23 protein-coding genes and 1 tRNA gene are annotated in these 22,852 nt (G+C 65.6%); 21 read left to right on the forward strand and 3 right to left on the reverse strand.

The genetic code is table 11. The annotated features are described in order from the left end of the window. Nucleotides 1-7 precede the first annotated feature (7 nt). From folB to IE92_RS0107820, 16 genes are all read left to right on the forward strand, one after another. Complete coding sequence (gene folB, locus IE92_RS0107745; protein WP_030147927.1) at nucleotides 8-373, forward strand: dihydroneopterin aldolase; 366 nt, start codon at nucleotides 8-10, stop codon at nucleotides 371-373. After that, nucleotides 370-972 carry a 2-amino-4-hydroxy-6-hydroxymethyldihydropteridine diphosphokinase gene (folK, locus tag IE92_RS0107750; RefSeq protein WP_081863951.1) on the forward strand — a complete coding sequence of 201 codons (603 nt, stop codon included), beginning with the start codon at nucleotides 370-372 and terminating at the stop codon, nucleotides 970-972. The genes folB and folK overlap by 4 nt, the downstream gene beginning before the upstream one ends. Continuing rightward, nucleotides 969-1,445 (forward strand): DUF3180 domain-containing protein, encoded by a 477-nt coding sequence (locus tag IE92_RS0107755; RefSeq protein WP_030147929.1) that lies wholly within the window; start codon nucleotides 969-971, stop codon nucleotides 1,443-1,445. The genes folK and IE92_RS0107755 overlap by 4 nt, the downstream gene beginning before the upstream one ends. A gap of 139 nt (nucleotides 1,446-1,584) precedes the next feature. Beyond that, nucleotides 1,585-2,064, forward strand: a complete 480-nt coding sequence (locus tag IE92_RS18915) for a PH domain-containing protein (protein ID WP_030147930.1) — start codon at nucleotides 1,585-1,587, stop codon at nucleotides 2,062-2,064. Then, nucleotides 2,061-3,821: a PH domain-containing protein gene (locus IE92_RS0107765; RefSeq protein ID WP_051701696.1), complete on the forward strand. Its 1,761-nt coding sequence runs from the start codon at nucleotides 2,061-2,063 to the stop codon at nucleotides 3,819-3,821. The genes IE92_RS18915 and IE92_RS0107765 overlap by 4 nt, the downstream gene beginning before the upstream one ends. Further along, entirely contained in the window at nucleotides 3,821-4,531 is a 711-nt protein-coding gene (locus IE92_RS0107770; RefSeq protein WP_030147932.1) for a Rossmann-like and DUF2520 domain-containing protein, read from the forward strand. The genes IE92_RS0107765 and IE92_RS0107770 overlap by 1 nt, the downstream gene beginning before the upstream one ends. 75 nt (nucleotides 4,532-4,606) lie before the next feature. Next, entirely contained in the window at nucleotides 4,607-6,115 is a 1,509-nt protein-coding gene (gene lysS, locus IE92_RS0107775; RefSeq protein ID WP_030147933.1) for a lysine--tRNA ligase, read from the forward strand. Between the two features lie 106 nt (nucleotides 6,116-6,221). Next, nucleotides 6,222-7,037, forward strand: a complete 816-nt coding sequence (locus tag IE92_RS18275; RefSeq protein WP_156027460.1) for a YML083C domain-containing protein — start codon at nucleotides 6,222-6,224, stop codon at nucleotides 7,035-7,037. A gap of 75 nt (nucleotides 7,038-7,112) precedes the next feature. After that, nucleotides 7,113-7,325 (forward strand): hypothetical protein, encoded by a 213-nt coding sequence (locus IE92_RS0107785; protein ID WP_030147935.1) that lies wholly within the window; start codon nucleotides 7,113-7,115, stop codon nucleotides 7,323-7,325. 244 nt (nucleotides 7,326-7,569) lie between these two features. Then, complete coding sequence (cls, locus tag IE92_RS0107790) at nucleotides 7,570-9,048, forward strand: cardiolipin synthase (protein ID WP_245601243.1); 1,479 nt, start codon at nucleotides 7,570-7,572, stop codon at nucleotides 9,046-9,048. Nucleotides 9,049-9,087: 39 nt separating this feature from the next. Beyond that, on the forward strand, nucleotides 9,088-9,354 hold the full coding sequence (locus IE92_RS0107795) for a hypothetical protein (RefSeq protein WP_156027461.1): 267 nt from the start codon (nucleotides 9,088-9,090) through the stop codon (nucleotides 9,352-9,354). 124 nt (nucleotides 9,355-9,478) lie between these two features. Beyond that, nucleotides 9,479-12,013 (forward strand): ATP-dependent Clp protease ATP-binding subunit, encoded by a 2,535-nt coding sequence (locus IE92_RS0107800; protein ID WP_030147938.1) that lies wholly within the window; start codon nucleotides 9,479-9,481, stop codon nucleotides 12,011-12,013. A 320-nt stretch (nucleotides 12,014-12,333) separates the two neighbouring features. Beyond that, on the forward strand, nucleotides 12,334-13,467 hold the full coding sequence (locus IE92_RS0107805) for a UDP-N-acetyl glucosamine 2-epimerase (protein ID WP_051701695.1): 1,134 nt from the start codon (nucleotides 12,334-12,336) through the stop codon (nucleotides 13,465-13,467). 59 nt (nucleotides 13,468-13,526) lie between these two features. Then, complete coding sequence (locus tag IE92_RS0107810; protein WP_030147940.1) at nucleotides 13,527-14,045, forward strand: amino-acid N-acetyltransferase; 519 nt, start codon at nucleotides 13,527-13,529, stop codon at nucleotides 14,043-14,045. 90 nt (nucleotides 14,046-14,135) lie between these two features. Beyond that, nucleotides 14,136-14,804, forward strand: a complete 669-nt coding sequence (locus IE92_RS0107815) for a hypothetical protein (RefSeq protein WP_030147941.1) — start codon at nucleotides 14,136-14,138, stop codon at nucleotides 14,802-14,804. Nucleotides 14,805-14,825: 21 nt separating this feature from the next. Further along, nucleotides 14,826-15,221, forward strand: coding sequence for an SseB family protein (locus IE92_RS0107820; protein WP_030147942.1), 396 nt, complete (start codon nucleotides 14,826-14,828; stop codon nucleotides 15,219-15,221). A gap of 205 nt (nucleotides 15,222-15,426) precedes the next feature. Here the strand turns inward: IE92_RS0107820 and radA are convergent, their stop codons facing one another. Beyond that, the gene (radA, locus tag IE92_RS0107825; RefSeq protein WP_030147943.1) at nucleotides 15,427-16,782 is read right to left on the reverse strand and encodes a DNA repair protein RadA; all 1,356 of its coding nucleotides are present in this window, start codon (nucleotides 16,780-16,782) and stop codon (nucleotides 15,427-15,429) included. A gap of 150 nt (nucleotides 16,783-16,932) precedes the next feature. Between radA and IE92_RS0107830 the strand changes: the two genes are divergently transcribed. Both IE92_RS0107830 and IE92_RS0107835 read left to right on the forward strand, forming a co-directional pair. Beyond that, nucleotides 16,933-17,022, forward strand: a tRNA-Ser gene (locus tag IE92_RS0107830). A gap of 160 nt (nucleotides 17,023-17,182) precedes the next feature. After that, the gene (locus IE92_RS0107835; RefSeq protein WP_030147944.1) at nucleotides 17,183-18,544 is read left to right on the forward strand and encodes a hypothetical protein; all 1,362 of its coding nucleotides are present in this window, start codon (nucleotides 17,183-17,185) and stop codon (nucleotides 18,542-18,544) included. Nucleotides 18,545-18,869: 325 nt separating this feature from the next. On the opposite strand, the gene IE92_RS18920 is transcribed toward IE92_RS0107835, so the two are convergent. Further along, a complete protein-coding gene (locus IE92_RS18920) occupies nucleotides 18,870-20,066 on the reverse strand; it encodes a helix-turn-helix transcriptional regulator (RefSeq protein ID WP_030147945.1) in 1,197 nt (398 codons plus the stop codon). 97 nt (nucleotides 20,067-20,163) lie between these two features. Between IE92_RS18920 and IE92_RS0107845 the strand changes: the two genes are divergently transcribed. The 3 genes from IE92_RS0107845 to IE92_RS0107855 all read left to right on the forward strand — a co-directional run bounded on the left by IE92_RS0107845 (nucleotide 20,164) and on the right by IE92_RS0107855 (nucleotide 22,017). Continuing rightward, complete coding sequence (locus IE92_RS0107845) at nucleotides 20,164-20,616, forward strand: VOC family protein (protein WP_030147946.1); 453 nt, start codon at nucleotides 20,164-20,166, stop codon at nucleotides 20,614-20,616. Between the two features lie 380 nt (nucleotides 20,617-20,996). After that, nucleotides 20,997-21,272 (forward strand): hypothetical protein, encoded by a 276-nt coding sequence (locus IE92_RS0107850; protein WP_030147947.1) that lies wholly within the window; start codon nucleotides 20,997-20,999, stop codon nucleotides 21,270-21,272. 529 nt (nucleotides 21,273-21,801) lie between these two features. After that, nucleotides 21,802-22,017, forward strand: coding sequence for a hypothetical protein (locus IE92_RS0107855; protein WP_030147948.1), 216 nt, complete (start codon nucleotides 21,802-21,804; stop codon nucleotides 22,015-22,017). On the opposite strand, the gene IE92_RS0107860 is transcribed toward IE92_RS0107855, so the two are convergent. Continuing rightward, nucleotides 22,014-22,790 (reverse strand): DNA-formamidopyrimidine glycosylase family protein, encoded by a 777-nt coding sequence (locus tag IE92_RS0107860; RefSeq protein WP_030147949.1) that lies wholly within the window; start codon nucleotides 22,788-22,790, stop codon nucleotides 22,014-22,016. The genes IE92_RS0107855 and IE92_RS0107860 overlap by 4 nt on opposite strands. Nucleotides 22,791-22,852 lie beyond the last annotated feature (62 nt).

A 22,852-nucleotide genomic window follows, 5' to 3' on the forward strand; every position in this document is an offset into this window, starting at 1 on the left:
TAGCCCCGTGGCTGCCAACGACTTCATTACCCTGACCGGACTGCGTGTACGCGCGCACCACGGCGTCTTCGACTTTGAGCGCGAACAGGGCCAGGACTTCCTGATCGATCTGGTGGTCTGGCTCGACCTTCATCCGGCCGCCGCCGGGGACGATCTGGCCGCCACCGTTCACTATGGCGAGCTCGCCGAGGCCGTGGTCGCCGCCGTGGCCGCCAACCCGGTGGACCTGATCGAAACCGTGGCCGAGCGGGTCGCCGCGGTTGCCCTGAGCTTCCCCGCCGCCGAGCGCGTGCGCGCCACCGTGCACAAGCCCGACGCCCCGATCTCGGTGCCGTTTGGCGATGTGGCCGTGACGATTGAGCGCACCCGATGACTCCGCTCCCCGGTGGGCGCATCATCCCGCCCACGCGCAATACCCAGGCGAAACTCGAGCGGCTCGCCCGCGATGATTCGCGCGCATCCGAGGCCCCGCGGCACTCCGTATCGGCGATCCTCGCGCTCGGCGCCAACCTCGGAGACCGCGCCGAAACCCTCGACGCCGCGGTTCGTGACCTGGCCGATGTGCCCGGGATCCTCGAGGTCACCCTCTCTCCGGTGGTCGATTCGGTGGCGGTGAAACTCGACGGACCCGATCCCGATGCGCCGGGATACCTGAACGCCGTCGCCCGCGTGCGCACCACGCTCAGCCCGCGCGACCTGCTGGCTGCCGGTGCCGAGATCGAGCGTGCCCACGGCCGCGAGCGTCTGGAACGCTGGGGCGATCGCACGCTGGACATCGACATCATCACCTACGGCGATCTGGAAATCGAAACGCCCACCCTGACCATCCCGCACCCGCGCGCGGTGGAGCGAGACTTTGTGCTGGGCCCGTGGTGGGCGCTGGACCCCGACGCCGTCCTGCCCGGGGCCGGCCCAGTAGCCGATCTGCTGCGGGCTCTGAAAACCATCCCGACCGAAACGGAGCTGCCGTGAAGCGCACCTCCTACGGGGTCCTGATTGGGCTTCTCGCCGTCGGTGCCGCGGTGGGCGCGCTGACAAATATGACCCTCGCCGGGCTCGGCCGTCCGCTGCTGACGCCCGCGCTGTCGCTTCCGATCACGCTGTTGCTGATCGCCGGGGTGACCGTATTCCTGGCGGCTCGGATCTATCGCGCGATCCGGGCGACCCCGCGCCGCCGGGTCGACTCGTTCTACGCGATGCGGATCCTGGTCCTGGCCAAGGCGGAGGCCGTGACCGGGGCCCTGCTCGGCGGCGTGGGACTGGGACTGATCGGATTTCTCCTCAGCCGCGCGGTGAGCCCCGCGCTAAACTCGTGGGTACCCCTGGTGATCGCCACCGTGGGCGCCCTGATCCTGTGCGCGGGCGGCCTCATCGCCGAATACCTGTGCACCCTGCCGGAGGATACCGACGATGACCTACCCGGAGCAGCCCCCGCGTCTTCCTGATGTGCCGAGTGAGCCCACCGCCAGTGGTCCCGAGCTGCGGGTTCCTGATGTGCCGAGTGAGCCTGTCGCCAGTGGTCCAGGGCTGCGGGTTCCTGATGCGCCGAGCGAGCCTGTCGCGGGTGGTCCCGAGCTGAGGTCACTGGAGCTCGACTATCCGCGCGATCAGTGGCAGCGGATTTCGCCGAAGTTTGCGGTGATCGAGCAGATTGGGAACACCGTCACGATGATCGTGGTCGCCGCGGTGGCCGCCCTGATCTGGTGGCTGAACGAGTCGATCTGGCCCCTGCTGGCCGGCGGCGCGATCCTCATCGTGCTCATTATTACCGCGATCCTGATTCCTCGTCGGGCTCGCTCCATTGGCTACCTGCTGCGCGAGGATGACCTGCTGTTTCGCCGCGGGATCATGTGGCAGCGGTTTGTCGCGGTGCCCTACGGTCGGATGCAGCTGGTCGACATCAACCGGGGGCCGATTGCCCGTGCGTTCGGCCTGGCCGAGCTGAAGTTTGTCACCGCGGCGGTGGGCACCAACGTGATCATCCCCGGGATGCCCCTGGCGGAGGCCGAGCAGCTGCGTGACCACCTGGTGGCCGTCGCCGAGAGTCGTCGGAGCGGGCTGTGAGCGGCGAGTTTGAGCCGATCCCGCCGCCCACTCCGGCAACCACTCCCGCCGCGCCGCCGCGCACAGTCGCCGACCTGACCGACGGCGAGTGGCACCGGATGCACCCGGCGACCCCGCTGCTGCGCGGAGGGGTCGCGTTCATCGTGATCTTCGGCATCGTTGTATCGAATTTCCGCGAGCGACTGGTGGCCTTTTTTGTCCCGGTGCTCAACGGCCCCGAACAGTACGATCCGGTCACCGCGATCCTCAACTCACCCAATATTCTGCTGATTCTTGGCGGGGTGCTGGCCGTGCTGGTGCTGATGATCGTGTTCTTCTATATTTCCTGGCGGATGGCGACCTTCCGAATCGGAGCCGACGCGGTGGAGATCCGCAGCGGCATCCTGTTCCGGCGGCATCGTCGGGCCCAGCTGGATCGGATCCAGTCGGTCAATATCGCCCGGCCGCTGTTCGCCCGGATTTTTGGGGCGGCCAAGCTTGAGGTCTCGGTGGCCGGAGACGGAGCCAACGTCAACCTGGAGTACCTGCACGCCCGCGATGCGGAGCCGCTGCGCGCGGCCCTGCTCACCCTCGCCTCGGGCAAGCAGCACCGTCCGGCAGCTCCGTCCCCAGCCACGCAAACCGCCGGTGAGGGCACGCCCAGCACCGCCTCGAAGCTCGAAAACCTGGTGACCGATCGCGCGCGTGATCTGCTCGGTCCCGAGCTGGATCTTGCCGCCCACCAGGTCACCGCGGTGGTTCGGGTGTCCCCGCTGCGCCTGATCGTCTCGACCGTGGTGAGCCTGTCCACCGTGCTGTTGATCGTGATGGTGGTGGTGGTCACGGTCATGGTCACCCGGGGAATCTACTGGTCGCTGTTTGCGCTGCTGCCGGCGATCCTCGGTGTGGTCTCCTATTACTGGTCGCGGATTTCCAAGTCCATGCGCTACTCGGTGGCGAGCACCTCCGCGGGCATGCGGATCGGTGCCGGGCTGCTCTCCACCACCAACGACACCGTTCCGCCCGGCCGGGTGCACGCGGTGCGGGTGACCCAGCCGCTGCTGTGGCGTCCGTTTGGGTGGTGGCGGGTTCAGATCAACCGGGCCGGCACCTCGGCGCTGAACGCCGCCGACTCGGCCACCACCGCGCTGCCGGTGGGGCGGCTCGATGATGCGGCGGCCGTGGTGGGCCTGCTGCTCAACCAGCCGTTCTATCAGCCCGTGCGCGAGCTGCTCGATGATGCGCTGAACTCCCGGAATCCGCGTGGTTTTGTGGGGAACCCGCGGCGCGCGGCGTGGGTGGATCCCTTCGCCTGGCGACGCACCGGCTACACGCTGACCGGGGATCTGTTGATCTTCCGTCGCGGGGTGATCTGGCGCCACCTGGACCTCATTCCGCTGGCCCGCCTACAGAGTCTTAACACCACGCAGGGGCCGATCGAGCGCCGGCTGCGAATCGCCAGCGTGACCGCCCACACGGTGCTCGGCCCGGTTGTGGCGACCCTGCCGCATATGTCCACCCGGGACAGTGTGGACCTGTTTGAGAAGGTTTCGGCCGCGGTGGTTGTCGCCATCGGGGCCGATACCTCGCACCGCTGGGCGCAGACGCGCGCCTCGGCACCGGTGCCCGGGGCCCCGCGGATCGACCTGGGACGCTGGGAACCGAGCAGCGAACGCGAGGCCGCGCTGGTGGCCGAGAACGCGCAGCGCTATCCGGTGGCGGGCGTTGCCGAGAATATCGAATTGGGCCCGAACCTCGGGCCGCAGGAGGAAAAGTAGTGAGTGGTCGTGCCGGACGTTTGGGTGTCGGAATCATCGGAGCCGGTCGGGTGGGCCCGGTCCTCGGGGCGGCGCTGGCCGGTGCCGGGCACGCGGTGATCGGCATCTCGGCGATCTCCGAGGCCAGCCGGGATCGGGCCGAGGCCATTCTGCCCGGGGTGCCGATCCTGGAGATTCCCGAGATCATCGAGCGCAGCGAACTGGTCATCCTGGCGGTGCCCACCGCCGAGCTTGCCGCGCTGGTTGAGGGGTTGGCCGAGGCCGGAACCTGGCAGCCGGGTCAGATTGTGCTGCATACGGCCGCCGAGTTTGGGACCGCGGTCCTCGCCCCGGCTGCATCCCGCGGGGTGATCCCGCTCGCGCTGCACCCGGCGCTCGCCTTCACCGGCACCAGCATGGATCTGGCCCGGCTGGCCGAAAGCTATGTGGCGGTCACCGCCCCGGCACCGGTCCAGCCGATCGGGCAGGCCCTGGTGGTGGAGATGGGGGCCGAGCCGGTGATCGTCGCCGAGGATGATCGCCCGGCCTACGCCGAAGCCATCACCACGGCCACCGCGTTCTCCCGCTCGATCGTGACCCAGGCGACCTCCATCCTGGCGGACATCGGGGTCGAGCACCCCGGCGGATTCCTCTCCTCGCTGGTGCGCAGCGCGGTGGATCAGGCGCTGCGGGAAACCACCCGCCAGCCCGAACCCGATTCGCTGATCTAGGCGGCGGCGCGCGGCCGCGTCAGTCCGGGCTAAACTGGGGTGCGAACGCCACCGTCCCCAAGGAGAACACACAGTATGAGCGACTCCCCCGTTGCCGCCCCGACCGATGCCGAAATCTTCGAGCAGAAGGCGGTGCGTCTGGCTAAGCGCGAACGGCTGATTGCCGAACGCACGGATGCCGCCGGCGGAGCCTACCCGGTGAGCGTCCCGATCACCACCACGATCCCCGAGCTGCGCGCCGAGTATGCCCACCTTGAGGCCGGCGAAGAGACCGGTATTACCGTGGGGATCGCCGGGCGCATCATGCACGCCCGTAACACCGGCAAGCTGTGCTTCGCGAGCCTGCAGTCGGGCGATGGATCCCGCATCCAGGCCATGGTTTCCCTGGCCGAGGTGGGCGAGGAATCGCTCGCCCGCTGGAAGGACCTGGTTGACCTGGGCGACCACGTGTTTGTCTCCGGACAGGTGATCTCCAGCCGCCGCGGCGAGCTGTCGATCATGGTGACCGACTGGCAGATCGCCGCCAAGGCCATCCAGCCGCTGCCCAACCTGCACAATGAGCTCAGCGAGGAGAGCCGCGTGCGCGCCCGCTACCTCGACCTGATCGCCCGCGAGCAGGCCCGCAAGACCGTGAAGGATCGGGCCACCATGATGGCCAGCCTGCGTTCAACCTTCACTGGCCAGGACTTCCTCGAGGTGGAAACCCCGATGCTCCAGGTCATGCACGGCGGCGCGGCCGCTCGTCCGTTTGTGACCGAGTCCAACGCCTTCGACACCGAACTGTACCTGCGCATCGCCCCCGAGCTGTACCTCAAGCGTGCGGTGGTGGGCGGCATCGACCGGGTGTTCGAGATTAACCGCAACTTCCGCAACGAGGGTGCCGACTCGACCCATAGCCCCGAGTTCGCGATGGTTGAGGCCTACCAGGCATACGGCGACTACAACTCCATCGCCGATCTGACCCAGGCCCTGATTCAGAACGCCGCGCTCGCCGTCGCCGACTCGCACGTGGTGACCTGGGCCGACGGCACCGAGTTTGACCTCGGTGGCGACTGGGACCGGATCGACATGTACACCTCGCTCTCCGAGGCTGCCGGTCGCGAGATCACCCCGGAAACCCCGATCGAGGAGCTCAAGGCCCTGGCCGAGGCCGAGGGTGTGGCGGTGGCTCACCCGATCCACGGTAAGTACGTCGAGGAACTGTGGGAGCACTTCGTGAAGGGGTCGCTGGTGCGTCCGACCTTCGTGATGGACTTCCCGGTGGACACCTCGCCCCTGGTGCGCGACCACCGCAGCAAGGCCGGCGTGGTTGAGAAGTGGGACCTGTACGTGCGTGGCTTCGAGCTGGCTACCGGATACTCCGAGCTGGTTGACCCGGTCATCCAGCGTGAGCGTTTTGTCGCGCAGGCCAAGCTGGCCGCCCGCGGCGACGACGAGGCCATGCCGGTGGATGAGGACTTCCTGCGCGCACTTGAGCACGGCATGCCGCCGTCGGGTGGCATGGGCATGGGGGTTGACCGACTGATGATGGCAATCACCGGTCTCGGCATCCGCGAGACCATCCTGTTCCCGCTGGTCAAGTAGGACATATCCCCAGGAGCCCCGGGTTTTCCCGGGGCTTCCGGTATTTAAGCGCGGACACGCCCCGGAGATGCGGACAACGCACAGGGTTCGGGCTTAGCGTGTGGCCATGTCTACCCCAGAAGAGAACCAGTCCGCGTCCCCGCAGGGCCCCGAGTCCGCTGGCGTACCCGAATCGGGTCAGCCCGTTCCCGGATTTACCCCGCCCGAATCGGCCCCCGCGTATCCCGTTCCGGGGCAGGCAGCCCCGCAGCCGGAACAGACCCCCGGTGCCTTCCCCGCACCGGAGCAGACCCCGGTGCCGGGCTTTACCCCGCCCGCCTATGGCGCGCCCGCCGCCCCGCAGCCGGGGTACGGCCAGCCCGCGGTTCCGCCGCCCGGATACGGACAGCCCGGATACGGACAGCCCGCGAATGGCCAGCCAGGTGCCGTATATCCTCCACTCACGGGCGCACCCCCGGTGCACCCCGATCAGTTCGAACGGCCGGGCCAGCGAGCCTTCCCGGCGTCGGTATCGGCACCGCTGGCATCCTTCACCCTGATTCAGTACGCGGTTCTGCTGGTCGGTGCCCTGCTCAGCACCTGGATCGGATTTGCGATCACCGGAGCCCCCTCGATCGGCGGCCTGGGTAGTAGCGCCTACACCGTGACCCTGGTGGGATCCTCGATCTTCACCGTGCTCTTTGCTGCCGGTAGCGCGGCCCTGATCTACTTCCCGGTTCGCCGCGGACGCGCCTGGGGACGGGTGGTCGGGACCATTTTTGCCTCGATCGCCGCCGTGCTTGCGCTGTTCCAGGTCGTGGGCGCGCTGATTCAGCTGGCCTCCGAGCCCGCCCTGGGCATCATCGATCTGATACTTTCCCTGGCCGCGGTTGCAGTGAGCGTCTACTGGCTGGTCCTTGCCTGGCGAAAGCCGCGCGTCTAGGCCACCGAGGGGCATCCCCGGTGCTCTCGACCGAACGAGGTAAGTCTCGCGCGAACGAGGTACCATGGATACATCATGGACAACTTCTGGGTAAACGCGCTCTGGTCGGTCACCCCGACCATCCTTGTCGGTCTGGTGTTCTGGGCCATTGTGCGCTCGATCATCCGGGCAGACCGCGGCGAACGTGCCGCGTATGCGGAGATGGAGTCGGTGGAGCGCGTACGTCTGGGCCTGCCGCCCGCACCGCGTTCCGGTGGTGCCGCCGCCAAGACGGCATCCCCCGAGTAGCCCGGTCCCATCCTCGCGGAGCTCCCGCCCGCGCGGGTCGGTGACCTTCCCGGATGCCCCTCGCCCCGTGCGAGGGGCATCCGGCGTTAACCCGGGACCGTGGGCGGTGTTCTCCCGTTCCCGCTTCGAAGACACGGCACCAACTCGCCCGCGATACCCGCGTTGCCGCCCCCGGTTCGCTAAGCTGGCCTGACCCGACGGAACCGCGGCAGGGCCGCGATTTCGACCGATCGAGAGGAGCGCCGTGGGCCTCGACCTATTCCTGGGTGGGTTCGGCCTCTGGAGCGCGCTCTACCTGGTTCTTGACATCACCATCCGGGTGATCGCGGTGATCGTGGTTCCGCGCAACCGCAAGCCCACCGCGGGAACGGCCTGGCTGATGCTGATCTTTATTCAGCCGGCCGTGGGCATGCTGATCTTCCTGCTGATCGGAAATCCGAAGCTCCCGCGTAAGCGACGCAAGATCCAGGAGGAGATCAACGATGCGGTCAAGGCCGGCGTCGAAGCTCTCCCCAACCAGGAACATCAGCCCGGTGCGCCCACCTGGTTTAACTCGCTGGTGGAACTCAACTCGAACCTCGGGGCGCTGCCCCTGCTGGGGGGCAACACCGCGCGGCTGATCCCCGACTACGACGGGTCGATCGCCGAGATGGCGCGCGAAATCGATACGGCCGTGGACTATGTCCACATCGAGTTCTACATCCTCTCCTACAGCGATAAGACGGAGGAGTTTTTCAACGCTATCGGTCGCGCCGTGGCACGCGGGGTCAAGGTGCGGGTGCTCTTTGACCACATCGCCACGCTGCGCTCACCGCGCTATCGGCAGACCAAGCGCCGCCTCAATCAGGTGGGGGCCGAGTGGCACATGATGCTGCCGGTGCAGCCGCTGCGGGGAAAGTACCAGCGTCCGGATCTGCGTAATCACCGCAAGCTGATGATCGTCGACGGTCGCGTCGGCTACATGGGTTCGCAGAACCTGGTGGATCGGACCTACCTCAAGCGTGGCAACCTGCGCCGCGGCCTGAAGTGGAAGGACCTGATGGTCCGCGTGGTGGGCCCCACGGTGGACGCCCTGAACGTGATCTTCCTCTCCGACTGGTACGCCGAATCCGGCGAGATTATCGCGCTGCGCCTGGACATGGCCGAGGCCGTGCCCGAGGAAACCCCCAATGTGCTGGACTGTCAGGTGGTGCCCAGCGGCCCCGGATTCGACGGGGAGAACAACCTGCGTCTGTTCCTCGGCCTGCTCTATGCGGCGCAGAAGCGCATCGTGATTACCAGCCCGTACTTTGTGCCGGATGAATCGATCATGTACGCGGTGACCACCGCGGTGCAGCGCGGGGTTCCGGTGGACCTGTTTGTCTCCGAGGAGGGCGACCAGGCGGTCGTATTCCATGCCCAGCGCTCCTACTATGAGGAGCTGCTGAAGGCGGGCGTGCGCATCTTCATGTATCCAGCCCCCTACATCCTGCACTCCAAGCACTTCACCATCGACGATGACGTGGCCGTAATCGGCTCCTCGAATATGGACATGCGCTCCTTCGGCCTGAACCTCGAGGTTTCGCTGCTGGTGCGCGGTGCCTCCTTTGTGGAGGAGATGCGCGGGATCGAGGACCAGTATCGGGCGATGAGCCGCGAGCTGACCCTCGAGGAATGGGAGCGGCAGCCGCTGCGCTCGACCGTGCTGGACAACCTGGCCCGGCTCACCTCGGCGCTGCAGTAGCGCGCCGTTGCCGCACCGGGCGGCTGCTACCGTAGAGGTATGACTACGCCCCCGCGCCCGCCGATGACCCGCGCCACCATTATCGGAATCATTCTGGTGGTGGCCAGCCTCGCCGCCGGGATCGTGTCGACCCTCTCGGGAGACGTGACGCTCAAGGCCATCGCGCTGGGAATCTCGTTTGTGGCCCTGGTGGGTGCCGGCGTGGTGATCGGAATTCAGGTGGCCGCCGAGCGCCGCAAGGTGAGCGCCGCCCGCCGTGCCGCCGCCGCCGAGCGCGCGGCCGGAGATGGCTCCACCCAGTCCTAGACGCGGAAACTCCGCACGTTTCCCCCGGTGTCACGCCCACGGCGAACAGGGGACTATTGAGCGCTTCGGCGCGTTATTCTCGATGTAACGACGCCGACCCACGCCGCGGCGTTTAAGGAGTGAAATGTTCGAGAGATTCACGGATCGTGCCCGTCGCGTTGTCGTTTTGGCCCAGGAAGAGGCCAAGATGCTCAACCACAACTACATCGGGACCGAGCACATCCTGCTCGGCCTCATCCACGAGGGTGAGGGGGTTGCCGCCAAGGCACTCGAATCCCTCGGGATTTCGCTTGACGCCGTGCGCGAGCAGGTGCAGGACATCATCGGTCAGGGCCAGCAGCAGCCCACCGGTCACATCCCGTTCACCCCGCGCGCCAAGAAGGTGCTTGAGCTCAGCCTCCGCGAGGCCCTGCAGCTCGGCCACAACTACATCGGCACCGAGCACATCCTGCTCGGCCTGATCCGCGAGGGTGAGGGTGTTGCCGCCCAGGTTCTGGTGAAGCTGGGTGCCGACCTCAACCGCGTGCGCCAGCAGGTCATTCAGCTGCTCTCGGGCTACCAGGGCAAGGAAACCGCCTCGGTCGGTGCCGGTGCCCCCGAGCAGGCTGCGCCGCAGGGTGGCTCGGCCATCCTCGACCAGTTCGGCCGCAACCTGACCCAGGCCGCGCGCGATAACAAGCTGGACCCGGTCATCGGCCGGGAAAAGGAGATCGAGCGGGTCATGCAGATCCTCTCGCGTCGTTCCAAGAACAACCCCGTCCTGATCGGTGAGCCCGGTGTGGGTAAGACCGCCGTGGTCGAGGGCCTGGCCCAGGCCATCGTGGCCGGCAACGTGCCCGAGACCCTGAAGGATAAGCAGGTCTACTCGCTGGACCTCGGTTCGCTGATCGCCGGTAGCCGCTACCGCGGTGACTTCGAGGAGCGCCTGAAGAAGGTCACCAAGGAGATCCGCAACCGCGGCGACATCATCATCTTCATCGACGAGATCCACACCCTGGTGGGTGCCGGTGCCGCCGAGGGCGCGATCGACGCCGCGAACATCCTGAAGCCGCTGCTCGCGCGTGGTGAGCTGCAGACCATCGGTGCGACCACCCTGGACGAGTACCGCAAGCACTTCGAGAAGGACGCCGCCCTTGAGCGCCGCTTCCAGCAGATCCAGGTGGGGGAGCCCTCGCTGGCTCACACCATCAACATCCTGAAGGGTCTGCGCGACCGCTACGAGGCCCACCACAAGGTGTCTATCACCGACGGTGCCATCGTCGCCGCCGCCAACCTGGCCGACCGCTACATCTCCGACCGCTTCCTGCCGGATAAGGCCATCGACCTGCTCGATGAGGCCGGCGCACGCCTGCGCCTCTCGCTGCTGTCCAGCCCGCCCGAGCTGCTCGAGTTCGACGAGAAGATCAGCGACGTGCGTACCCGCAAGGAGGACGCCATCGAGGGTCAGGACTTCGAGAAGGCCGCCGCACTGCGCGACGAGGAGAAGAACCTCCTCGGCGAGCGTCTGCGCCTGGAGAAGAAGTGGCGTTCGGGCGAGGTGACCACCGAGGCTACGGTCGACGAGGGTCTGATCGCCGAGGTGCTCGCCCAGGCCACCGGTATCCCGGTATTCAAGCTCACGGAGGAGGAGTCGGCACGTCTGATCTTCATGGAGAAGGCCCTGCACGAGCGGGTGATTGGCCAGAACGAGGCGATCAGTGCGCTCTCGCGGACGATCCGTCGTACCCGTGCCGGCCTGAAGGACCCCAAGCGTCCCTCCGGTTCGTTCATCTTCGCCGGCCCCACCGGTGTCGGTAAGACCGAGCTGGCCAAGGCCCTCGCCGAGTTCCTGTTTGACGACGAGAACGCGATGATCTCGCTCGACATGTCCGAGTACGGCGAGAAGCACACAGTCTCGCGTCTGTTTGGTGCTCCCCCCGGATTCGTTGGATTCGAAGAGGGTGGCCAGCTGACCGAGAAGGTGCGCCGCAAGCCGTTCAGCGTGGTGCTGTTCGACGAGATCGAGAAGGCTCACCCGGACATCTTCAACTCCCTGCTCCAGATTCTGGAAGAGGGCCGGTTGACCGATGGCCAGGGTCGCGAGATCGACTTCAAGAACACCGTCATCATCATGACCACGAACCTCGGTTCCAAGGGCATCGCCGGTGGCCCGGTTGGTTTCCAGGCTTCGGGCGACTCGGCCGCGACCTACGACATCATGAAGGGCAAGGTGAGCGAGGAACTGAAGAACCACTTCAAGCCCGAGTTCCTGAACCGCGTGGATGACGTGATCGTGTTCCCGCAGCTGAACAAGCCCGAACTGCTCCAGATCGTGGACCTGTTCATCGGCCGCCTGCGCGACCGCCTGATGGACCGCGACATGACCATCGAGCTGACCCAGGCCGCCAAGGAGAAGCTGATCGACATCGGCTTCGACCCGAGCCTCGGTGCCCGGCCGCTGCGTCGCGCGATGCAGCAGCACATCGAGGACCAGCTCTCCGAGCGCATCCTGCACGGTGAGCTGGGTGCGGGTGACCACATCCACGTGGACGTGGCGGACAACAAGTTCGTGTTCACCACCTCCCGTCAGGCCAACGCACTGGACGCCTCGCTGACCAACGTCGCCCCGGCGATCAGCACCGGTCCGGCCACCCCGGACCTGCTGGCTTCGGGCGAGTAACCCGCGGTAGACAGAACCGGCCCATCCCCTCGGGGGTGGGCCGGTTCTGTGTGTCTGGAGATTTCGGGGCATCGGCGGGTGGCAGCGAGTCCGTGGTGTCCGCCAGACCCGTGGGCAAAAAAGTGGGTTCCGGGCCCGTAACCGCGGGGCCGGAGGGGTAGGGCTGCGGGGGACCTGCCCGAGGGCGCGGCCGGCGGGGCTAGCGTGGTGGTGTTGGCCCGTGCTGTCCCCGTCACGGTGCCAATGTTTCGGCCCCGCGACCCCGTATCCCCTTCACGTGTGTCGCGGGGATCGTAACCCGGGGTGGGCGGGAGGACCCGATGAGCGGACGGCAGGGTGATGCCCCGATAGCGGTGGTGCTGGGTACCCGCGCGGAAACGATCAGGCTGGCCCCCATCATTCGACGCCTGCATGGGCGGGTCCGGGTGTTTCATACCGGTTCGCTCGGCGAATCCGGAGTCTCGGCCCGCTTCTTTGCGGGGCTGGGCTTGGGCAAACCGGACGTGGTGTTGAACGGGACGTGGGGGCCGGGTGAGGCGACCCAGATTGGGGTCGGTCTGATCGACCTGGCCGCACACTTCGCGGAGTCGCCCCCGGCCGCGGTTTTGGTGTTTGGCAACGCGCCGAGCGCCTCGATGGGGGCGCAGGCCGCACGCTATGCGGGGCTTCCGGTGGTGCAGGTGGGGGCGGGGATGGCGGCCCAGGATCGTGATCATCCCGAGGAAACCACCCGGCAGGTGGTCACGGCCCTCACCGACCTGCACTGTGTGGCCACCCCGGAGAACGCCGAAAACCTGCGCATCGCCGGGGTGGAGCCGGATCGGATTAGGCTGACCGGGAGCACCGGCGTCGAGGCGGCACAACTGGCGCTGTCCACGATGGTCAGGGCACGCCCGGTGCCCGATGCGCCCAGCGGATACGTGATCGCCACCATCGCGCACCCGGAGAACATCGGAACCCGGGCGGCGTTGGAACGGATCCTGCGGATCCTCGGGCGCGGACCGCTCCCCACGGTGCTGGCGCTGCACCCACGCACGGCCGAGGCCGTGACCCGGTTTGGCCTGGACGAGCTGCTCGCCCCGCTGCAGGTGCGTCGAAATCTGGGGTATCGCGCGTTCCTGGAGTTGGCCGCGCGGGCCCGACTCCTGGTCACCGACTCCGATGGGGTGCAGGAGGAGGCGACGGTGCTGGGCAAGCCGGTCCTGGTGCTGCGCCGGTCCACCCGCTACCCGGAGGCGATCACTTCGGGCTTCGCGGTGCTGGTCACCCCGGGGATGGATCTGCGCCTCGAACTTGCGGTGGCCCTGGCCGATGTGGACGGGGCCGCACGCCTCGCGGGGCAACCCTCGCCCTTTGGGGATGGGCGGGCCAGCGAACGGATTCTGCGGCACACCGCGGCGCTGATTGGGGACAACCGGCGCGGGCACCGCGGGGAGCGGAGATCGCCGCGCTAGCGGGCGTTGCATCCAATCCGCTGCCGGATTCCGGGGGCGCACGGGTATAGCCTGGCAGTATGAGTACGCATCCCACCTCGTATCGGGTTCGCCCGGCCACCACACGCGATATCCCGGGAATCATGAGCCTGATGCAGCCCTTCGTGGAGCGACGCATCCTGCTGGGTAAGGAACGGGTGGTGTTCTATGAGGCGGTGCAGGAGTTTGTGGTCGCCGAGGATTCCGCGGGAACCCTGGTGGGGGCCGGGGCGCTGCACGTGATGTGGGAGGACCTGGGGGAGATCCGCACCCTCGCCGTGGACGAGTCGCTGCGCGGCGCGGGGGTGGGGCATCTGATCATGAGTGCGCTGGAGGAGCGTGCGGTCGCGCTGGGTCTCAGCCGCCTGTTCTGCCTGACCTTTGAGACCGCGTTTTTCACCCGGCACGGCTACTCGGCGATCGAGGAGAGCATCGTGGATGCCGACGTCTATGCGGAGCTGGTGCGTTCCCCCGATGAGGGGGTGGCCGAGTTCCTGGATCTGGCGCGGGTGAAACCCAACACCCTGGGAAACACCCGCATGCTTAAGCACCTCGCCTAGGCGGGGTTTTCGGGCCGAGTATCCCCGATAATCTGCCCCCGGTTCGGCGCTCCTGCCGGGCCGGGAGAAACGCGCAGATATCCTGGTTTTATGAGCTCTTCAGCACCCGATTCCGGTCGTCCGTCCAAGCAGGTTTATGCACGGCGTCGGTTGTTTGTGCTGCTGGGGCTGGTCGCGGTCATTGCGGTCATCGTGCTGTTGATTGTGCAGCCGGGATCCACCTCGGATGTGCCCAAGGCATCGGTTCCGGTGGTGACACCCTCCGATACCGCGTCGCCGGGTGCCTCCGGTGCCGCGTCGGGGAATCCGTCGGCAAACCCCTCGGGGGCGCCGGCGGGTGGTGGTGCATCGGCGCCGAAGTGCACCTCGAAGGTCATCGTGGTGAGCGCGATCACCGATAAGGGTGACTATGCGGCGGGGGAGAAGCCCCAGCTGCGGATGTCGATTACCAATACCGGCAGCGAGGCGTGCACGATCAACGCGGGGACCAGTAAGCAGTCGTTTACGATCCTGAACGGTGACAACAAGGTGTGGACCTCCACCGACTGCCAGGTTGAACCCAGCGATCAGAACTCGGTGATCGAATCGGGGCAGACCGTGCAGTCGGCCGATGCGATCGTCTGGGACCGTACCAGGTCCTCGGCGGATACCTGCGAGGGGAACCGGGATCCGGTTCCCGCCGATGGGGCCTCGTATCAGCTGTCGGTGAGTATCGATGGGATCAAGAGCACCAACGCCAAGCGATTCGTTCTCGAGTAGGAACCCTGGGAGAATAGGGGCATGGCAAAAAAGAAGCAGCCGTCGTTCCGTTCCGAACCGCTGGCCGAGGCGCTGGCCGAGCAGGATATGGCCAAGGTGGCGTTTGCGCTGCGCAATGACAGTTTTGTGGTGCCGCTGATGAAGCCGCGCACGAGCGATAAGCCCACGGCCGAGCAGTCGGCGGATGTCTGGCTGTACCGCGCCCCCGACACCGGGAAGGTTGCGCTGCTGCTGTTCTCGGATGCCAAGAATAAGCCCGATGCCCTGCCGCCGTTTGTGGCGCTGCATAAGGGGCTGTGGCTGCATGATTTCCTGCGTACCCACGGATCCGAGATCGACACCGTGTTCTTCGACATTGCCGGGCCGCACCCGCTGCAGGCGCCGGCCGCGGAGATCATGCGGGTCCTGGACATCTAGGTTTCCGCCGGCCAGGTTGTGGCGTGCGTGCAGCCGTGGCGAAGGCGCGCACTTTTGCGGGCGAGACCCAGTGGGGCCGAAACTCGGTTTGGCCGGAACCCACTGGGGTCAGACCTCATGGGGCCGCGGAATCTAAAGGAATCTAGACCCGGTTCGAATGAGACGCCGTGCTGTCGAAGCCCGGCGAGCTCGGATTCCGGAGTGGCTAGAACGCCGCGTCGAGTTCCTTTTCTCGGGTGGTCGCGGCCGCCTTACGCGCCTGCCGGAGGGCCTCCTGAATGCCCTCGGACTCGTGATCAACGATGCTGGAATAGCCGAGGCGCTCGGCCTCGGTGCGGCGCTGCCGGGCGGAAACCACCGGCCGGATTTCCCCGGCCAGCGAGATCTCCCCGATCGCCGCAAACGAGTGCGGAACGGCGAAGTCCTTAACCGCCGAGGCGATGGCGATGGCGATCGCGAGGTCCGCCCCGGGCTCGGTGAGGCGCACCCCGCCGACCGTGGACACGTAGACGTCCTTATCGGAGAGCTTGAGGCCCGCTCGGCGTTCCAGGACGGCGAGCAGCATCGAGACACGGGAGGTATCCACCCCGTTGGTGACCCGGCGCGGGTTGGGGGCGGAGGAGGACGCGACCAGCGCCTGGACCTCGACCGGCAGCGGACGACGGCCCTCCATCGCCACGGTCACGCAGGTACCCGACACCGGGGTGCCGCGGCTGATGAACAGTGCGCTGGGATCGGGAACCTCGGCTATGCCGTCTCCGGCCATTTCGAAGCAGCCCACCTCGTCGGTGGGACCAAAGCGGTTCTTGAGCGCGCGCACGAAGCGCAGCGCGGTTTGCCGGTCGCCCTCGAAGTGGCAGACCACATCGACCAGGTGTTCCAGCAGACGGGGCCCGGCGATGGTGCCGTCCTTGGTGACATGGCCGACGATCAGCACCGGGAGGTTGCGCTCCTTGGCCACGCGCACCAGGGTCTGGGCTACCTCGCGCACCTGTGCGGGCTGGCCGGCCAGCCCATCGGACTGATCGCTAGAGACGGTCTGAACGGAGTCCACGATCAGCAGCTGCGGATCGATCGATTCCACCTGCCCCAGCAGCACGCCGAGGTCCGTTTCGCTGGCGATGTACAGGGTGTCGACCAGGGCCCCGGTACGCCGTGCTCGCAGTGAGACCTGGCCCACCGACTCCTCGGCGCTCACATAGAGGACCCGGGCACCCGAGCGGGCGACCCGCGCCGCTACCTCCAGCAGCAGCGTGGACTTGCCCACGCCGGGCTCGCCCGAGAGCAGGATGGCCGCTCCGGGGACGATGCCGCCGCCGAGCACACGATCCAGCTCGCCGATGCCGCTGGGCCAGTGGGTGAGCGCGTTTTCGGTGATCGTGGTGATGGGGCGGGCGCTACGTTCGGCGGACACATTGGCCGCCTGCACGCGCGAGGAACCCGGCTGCGCACCCACCTCCTGCACGGTGCCCCACTGCTGGCACTCGCCGCAGCGGCCCACCCATTTGGCGGCGTGCCAGCCACACTCGGTGCAGACGTATGCGGAGGTGATCTTGGCCATATCCTCAGCGTACCCGGGACCCCCGACCGCACCGGGAAAGATGCCCGTTCTGTGGAAAAAACGATTCATCCACAGGGGCTCGACACGCCGAACACGCGCAAAAGGGGCCTCGATTCGCGCCCGAGATGCGGATATCGTAGACTCTTTCTCGGTGACGTGTCCGAGCGGCCGAAGGTGCAACACTCGAAATGTTGTGTAGGTTCACCCCTACCGCGGGTTCAAATCCCGCCGTCACCGCCACTAAAACCCCCTCCGTTTTGCGGAGGGGGTTTTGCTTTGGGGCAGAATGGCCGAGTTTATAGGTTTATCTTGATGTACGGACGCCTCGGCAAGAGCATTCTCAAGCTATATTTCTGTTCCACCCACTAAACGTGCACGAGAGTCAAGGAGGATCCGAGGCATGATCTTCACGACACGAGAGATTGCAACAGGTGTTGTTTTTATTGCTTTCGTGATTCTGGCGATTTTTCTTTCTAACGACCGAAAAGGAGTATTGGGCACCTTTACGAGTTTCTTGAGGGCACTGGGAGCGTGGAAGGTATGGTCGGTATTTCTCGCTTACGGGATTTACGTAACAAGCGTCATTTTGTTGGCATGGGCGCTAAAAATGTGGTCGCTAAGCCTGTTAAAGGACACGCTCATAGTTGCGATTTTCGGCTGTATCCCAATTGTTGTGGCGGCGACCAGTAAGAAGACAGGAGGTGAGCTCCTTGTATACGTAAGGAAGCAGGGAATCGGCGTAATCGCAGCAATTGTTGCCTATCTGAATCTCGCCACGCTTGATCTGTGGGCAGAGATACTTATCCAACTTGTGCTGGTGTTCTTAGTCCTCTGCGGCCCGGTGGCGATGAAGGACCCAAATACCGCACGTGTTGGTAGAGCTTTCATCGGCATTACCCTGGTGATCATGCTGGGCTTGCTTGTTCACACCTCAACCGTTGTAGCTAATACCTATGAATCGATTGACTGGAGCAGCGAGCTTGCAACGTTTGCGCTTTCGGTGTGGTTGCCTTTTGCAGTCTATTTTTTTGCATATCCGCTCGCGTTCATTTCTGCATGCGAAGTCGCGATCGTGCGAATGAAGCTGTTTAATAACAACAAAAGGCCATCGTTATACCTAGGCAGCGCCCTAATCGCGGGGTTTCGAGGTCGATTGGTGTACGCCTCCCGATTTACCATGGGCTGGATTCCTCTTATGGCGAAGGCAGACGACTTTCGTGAGGCCCGTCATATAATGCGAAGATTTAGGCGGGCGGTCAGAGATGCACGCATCGCTAAGCGGCGACACCGAGCCGATGTCAAGGCACGAATGGGCGTATCAGGGCTAGACTCCAACGGGAACTGGATTGATCGTCGCGAATTCCATGAAACGAAGCAGGCCCTTGAATCGTTGCGTTTCATCCAAATGGGCTACGCCCGTAACCACAACAGTACTTTTACCCGCGACCCATTGAAATTGATGGTTGACTCCGAGCTTGAAAGTCTGCCGAAACTACATGGCATCGAGACTCAGCTTTCTGCGGACCGAAAGTCATGGATGGCGTGGCGGAAGACCGCTGGACAGTTCTATCTTGGGGTGAGCGGCAATGTAATCGATATCAATGAGGTCTGGAGATACTCAGGCTCAATATCGCCTAGCGCGTTTCCAAATGATGAGGCCGCAGGATGGACAAAAGACTCAGCTGGTCGTGAAACAGACGAGTGGCATAAGAACGACTGGCCATTGCCGGACGTCTTACCTCCTCGTCGCGACGCAAGATAGCAATTCAGAAATCTTTCTGCTTCGGCGTTTTGAAACTGATCCGGCAAGGAGAACATCGGAATACATTTTTGACGCAACATAGGTGAAACTGATATTGCGCGTTCAACGAGACAAGTGTCCGCTGAGCGAACAAATTTATATTAGTCGCTCAGCCTGGGACGCTGAGCAAATCTTTGGGACATATTTCGACCGCCGTTAAATCGGAGTTTCAGCTACATCTTCTAGATAGAGAAGAATCGAGAATAGCCTCGATCAGCAGGGGGCCGAAAATCCTTCTTGTCGCTATTTCGAGATACTCGTCGAACGCATCGGTTTTGCACCGTGCCTAGCGGGCGGCCGCCGCCGTTCGCGCGGACAGTGTCGCAAACGCCTCGCACAGCTCGGGCGGACCCACCACCTCGATCGCACAGTCAAAGCGGCAGAGCGCCGCGGCGAGGGACACCCAGGACCAGGAGCCCGCCTCCAACCGGCAGCGCTCGGGTCCGAGGTCCGTGAGGGAGCCGTCACCCACAAACGGACGCACCCGCTCGGCCGGAAGCGCGAGGATCACCGATCCGTTGCACGGCCAGACGTTCTCCCGTTCGGATCCCTTAAAGCGTGCCGAGACGAAGGCCGAGACGTCGCCTCCGGGAACCTCCCGCGGGGTGAAGCGCGGGCCGTTCGGGGTGCGCGGGGCGATTCGGTCCACGCGGAAGATTCGCCAGTCGTCACGGTCGAGGTCCCAGGCCACCAGGTACCATCGCCCGGCCACGGTAACCAGGTGGCGTGGTTCGACCCGGCGCGCAGGCTCGGGGGTGGCCGCGTCGCGGGTGCCGCGCGTTAGGGCGGGGACGACGGAGTCCCGCGCAGATCCAGTCTGATCCGAGGCTCCCGAGGCTCCCGAGGCTCCCGAGGCTCCCGAGGCACCCGGGGCTCCCGAGGCTCCCGAAGCACCCGAGGCGACAGCGGCGACAGGGGCAACGTCGGCACCCGAGGTATTCGACGCGACAGGCAGCACCGGGGCCTTCGGGGCGTCTGCGACGTTCGGGACCGCGTCCCTCGCGTAGTCGAAGCGCACCACCTCCCGCGCGCGCACCGCTGCAGAGAGGGTGAGCAGTACCTCGGGCGTCGCGGGGGAAGGCTCCGCCTGTCCCGGACCCGCGGGCAGCGCCGTGAACTCCAGGACATTCAGCCGGTGTCGCAGCCGGGAGGGCATCACCTGGCGCACGGTGGTCAGCGCCCGCAGGGCCGCCTCCTCGATGCCCGCGCCGGTCACGCTGGCCGCCTGGAGGGCGAGGGTGAGGGCCACCACTTGATCGTCATCAAACAGGAGTGGCGGCAGCTCGTTGCCCGCATCCAGGCGGTAGCCGCCGTCGGGACCCATCGTCGCGTCGATCCGGTAACCCATCTCGCGCAGCCGGTCGATATCCCGGCGCACGGTTCGGTGACTAATCTCCAGGCGCTCGGCCAGCACCGCCCCCGGCCAGTCCCGCCGGGTTTGCAGCAGGGACAGCAGGGTGAGCAGTCGCGAGGTGGTGGTCATGTCCCGATCGTATGCACAGTCGAGGACCAAAACTGTCCTATATGGGCGGGAGCATGGGAATACCGGGGGATTCCCGGCCCGAGATTTAGGAGCGAACATGACCATCCAGACCACCACCCACCTCAACTTCCACGGCGACGCCCGGCAGGCACTGGAGTTCTACGCCGCGGTATTCGACGGACAGCCGACCATCGCCACCTACGCGGACTTCGGGATGCCCGCCGAACTGCCCGGCGCACAAGACGTCGTGTTCGGCCGGGTCGAATCCGAGCAGGGCTTCCGGGTCATGGCCTACGACATCCCCGGATCAACCAGGGGATCGGCGGCGCAGAGTGGCACCACCCACCGCGAAAACGGGACCACGATCACCACCGCTCCGTTCTTCGTTTCTGTTCGCGGCGAATCACTCGCCGAGGTCACCGGCTACTGGGACGCCCTGTCCGCCGGCGCCACTATCGTGGAACCACTGGCGGCCTCCGCCTGGAGCGCGGGATTCGGGATGCTGACCGACAGCTTCGGTGTCACCTGGGTGATCGACGTCGCCGCCTAGTCTCGGCCCGGCCGTGGCTCGAGAGTGCCGCGGCCGGCCCGGTCTCCAGCGGGCATGGACCGCCTTGTCCGCGACGCTTCCGAGCCATAGCGGCGGTGCCGAATCTGACGTAGGGTTACCGCACTATGAACGAGAAGCGGGGAACTTACGATGATCAAAACGGCATACAACATGGGCGAAATGGAGGGCATGGTCGACAGCCCGGGGGCTCATTCGGCGGCGGCAGCAGTGGCAGCGGAGGCGGTGGCGGGCAGGCCCAGGACCTGCGGAACAGAGGCCCAGCTGAACCGGCCAACCCGGTCGTCATACCTGACGGACCGGGGACGGCATGGCGTCAGCGGCTGCACCGTCTAGCTTCTCTGGAACCCGGGTGGAATGGGGTGAATAGTACGCGTATTGCGCCGGCGGCGCTCGCCGGTGCGGCGCGGATATTGGAGGTCGTCACCCTCGACGTTGACCCGTTGCCCACTATTGGGCCGACCGAAGAGGCCGGCATCCTGATCGAGATGTTCGATGGGACCCAAATACGCTCCGCGGAGATCCTCTCCTCGGGGGAAATCGAACTCTTCCACATGCGTGTTGATGATGCGGGAGGCACGCACCTCAAGACGCGGGATAGCGAATCCGCGGCTCGATTCCTGATCGGGCGATCGTGAACCGGAGGGACCAGACGGGCACAGACGCGGGAGAATTCGAGATCCACGACGACGCAGAGCTGCTGTTCCGCCAGATCGTCGAATGGATGGTGGTGGATGGCGTGGTCCTCTCCACCGTGTTTGGGCCGTCGCCTCATGACCGTGGAAAACCGTCGTACTCGCGTTCGTCGATAGTGACAGCCCAGGGTGCGCAGAATTGGCACAACGCACATGCGCGAAGCCGATCCCGAGAGGTGTGGGCCGTATCCGTTGGCGAAGCTTTACACCATGACCTTCGCGCGATAGACGATAGTAAGGTTCGAAAAACCGGTGAGATCCAGGCTCCGGGTCACTGCTTTCTTGACTTTCGGGAGCTCACCCGCAATCAGATCAAGGAACGAAGATTTCATCTGTACGTCACTGCACGCCGCCGGGGAGCGGTGCCAACCGAGCCCTAACCGGGTAGCGCGCGGCCCACACCCGCAACCGATGCATGCTATTTCGGACAGGCGGGTGTACTTCCCAGGTTCGGGTTTGCCACAGTACGAAGATGAGTGCGCGCCCGCAGGTACACCCCGAGAGCTTTCGGGAGCGCAAGCGAGCCCTGGTGGATCGGACCCTGCTGGTGTGTGCGGCACTCGGGATCGTGGTGGGCATCGTGATGATGACCGACACCCCGTGGGATCATATCGACCGATCCGAACAGCTGCGCACCTTTGGCGGGGACTATCAGCGGCTCCCGCTTCAGTTCTACCCGTATCCCTAAATCTGGCAGGACGGGCACCAGTAGGTGTCCCGTTCGCGCGTCGGGTCCGCGCCGAGGCGGCCCGTGAGAATGCGCGTCCCGCAGCGTCGGCAGGGCTTGTGTCCACGCCCGAACACCCAGTCGGTTTGGCCCGGGAGATGGATGCCGGTGGTGACCCGCCCGGGCCGGTCCCGGTTGGCGCGGATCAGTCGCGCCGAGAGATCAACCAGCGGGACCAGCTCCACCTCGGCGACGGGTCGCGTGGGCAGCACCCCGCGCAGGAAGCAGATCTCGTTGACATACTCATTGCCGAGGCCGGCGATATTGCGCTGATCCATCAGCGCCACGTGGATGGCCCGCTCGGGATCCGAGCCGAGCCGGGCGACCGCCTCGGGCGCATCCCAGTCGGCCGCGAGCGGATCCGGGCCGAGGAAGGCCAGCTCGGTCTCCTCCCGGCTGCGCGGATACAGCTTCACAAACCCCAGGTCGAAGCCCACCGCCTGATACTGCTCGGTCGTGATGACCGCGCGCGCCTGATAGGCCGGTCGCCGCCACACCGACCCCGGCCGGTACAGGTGCCAGGATCCCTCCATCCGCAGGTGGGTATGCAGGGTGAAGTCTCCCACCCGCATGAGCAGGTGCTTGCCGCGGGCGGCCACGGATTCGATCCGGGATCCGGTCAGATCGCTGGTGGCCAGGTCCGGGACGCGCAGGTCCCAGCCGGTCACAATCTGCCCGGCCAGCGCCGCATCTAGGTTTCGTGCGGCGCGAAACAGGGTATCGCCCTCAGGCATATCGACCTCCCTTGTTCTCGACGGTGCCGGTGTTCATATCCGGTGAGGGTATGCGCCGGCCC

The organism is Mycetocola saprophilus, from assembly GCF_000718085.1.
Taxonomy (GTDB): domain Bacteria; phylum Actinomycetota; class Actinomycetes; order Actinomycetales; family Microbacteriaceae; genus Mycetocola; species Mycetocola saprophilus.

Bases quoted from the DNA above. Each gene is read 5' to 3' on its own strand.
- IE92_RS0107785 (WP_030147935.1), top strand. From the start codon at position 7,113: ATGGACAACTTCTGGGTAAACGCGCTCTGGTCGGTCACCCCGACCATC.
- IE92_RS0107800 (WP_030147938.1), top strand. From the start codon at position 9,479: ATGTTCGAGAGATTCACGGATCGTGCCCGTCGCGTTGTCGTTTTGGCC.
- IE92_RS0107795 (WP_156027461.1), top strand. From the start codon at position 9,088: ATGACTACGCCCCCGCGCCCGCCGATGACCCGCGCCACCATTATCGGA.
- IE92_RS0107815 (WP_030147941.1), top strand. From the start codon at position 14,136: ATGAGCTCTTCAGCACCCGATTCCGGTCGTCCGTCCAAGCAGGTTTAT.
- IE92_RS0107860 (WP_030147949.1), bottom strand. From the start codon at position 22,790: ATGCCTGAGGGCGATACCCTGTTTCGCGCCGCACGAAACCTAGATGCG.
- radA (WP_030147943.1), bottom strand. From the start codon at position 16,782: ATGGCCAAGATCACCTCCGCATACGTCTGCACCGAGTGTGGCTGGCAC.
- IE92_RS0107835 (WP_030147944.1), top strand. From the start codon at position 17,183: ATGATCTTCACGACACGAGAGATTGCAACAGGTGTTGTTTTTATTGCT.
- IE92_RS0107855 (WP_030147948.1), top strand. From the start codon at position 21,802: ATGAGTGCGCGCCCGCAGGTACACCCCGAGAGCTTTCGGGAGCGCAAG.
- IE92_RS0107805 (WP_051701695.1), top strand. From the start codon at position 12,334: ATGAGCGGACGGCAGGGTGATGCCCCGATAGCGGTGGTGCTGGGTACC.
- IE92_RS0107810 (WP_030147940.1), top strand. From the start codon at position 13,527: ATGAGTACGCATCCCACCTCGTATCGGGTTCGCCCGGCCACCACACGC.
- IE92_RS18920 (WP_030147945.1), bottom strand. From the start codon at position 20,066: ATGACCACCACCTCGCGACTGCTCACCCTGCTGTCCCTGCTGCAAACC.
- IE92_RS0107845 (WP_030147946.1), top strand. From the start codon at position 20,164: ATGACCATCCAGACCACCACCCACCTCAACTTCCACGGCGACGCCCGG.
- lysS (WP_030147933.1), top strand. From the start codon at position 4,607: ATGAGCGACTCCCCCGTTGCCGCCCCGACCGATGCCGAAATCTTCGAG.
- folK (WP_081863951.1), top strand. From the start codon at position 370: ATGACTCCGCTCCCCGGTGGGCGCATCATCCCGCCCACGCGCAATACC.
- IE92_RS18275 (WP_156027460.1), top strand. From the start codon at position 6,222: ATGTCTACCCCAGAAGAGAACCAGTCCGCGTCCCCGCAGGGCCCCGAG.
- IE92_RS0107820 (WP_030147942.1), top strand. From the start codon at position 14,826: ATGGCAAAAAAGAAGCAGCCGTCGTTCCGTTCCGAACCGCTGGCCGAG.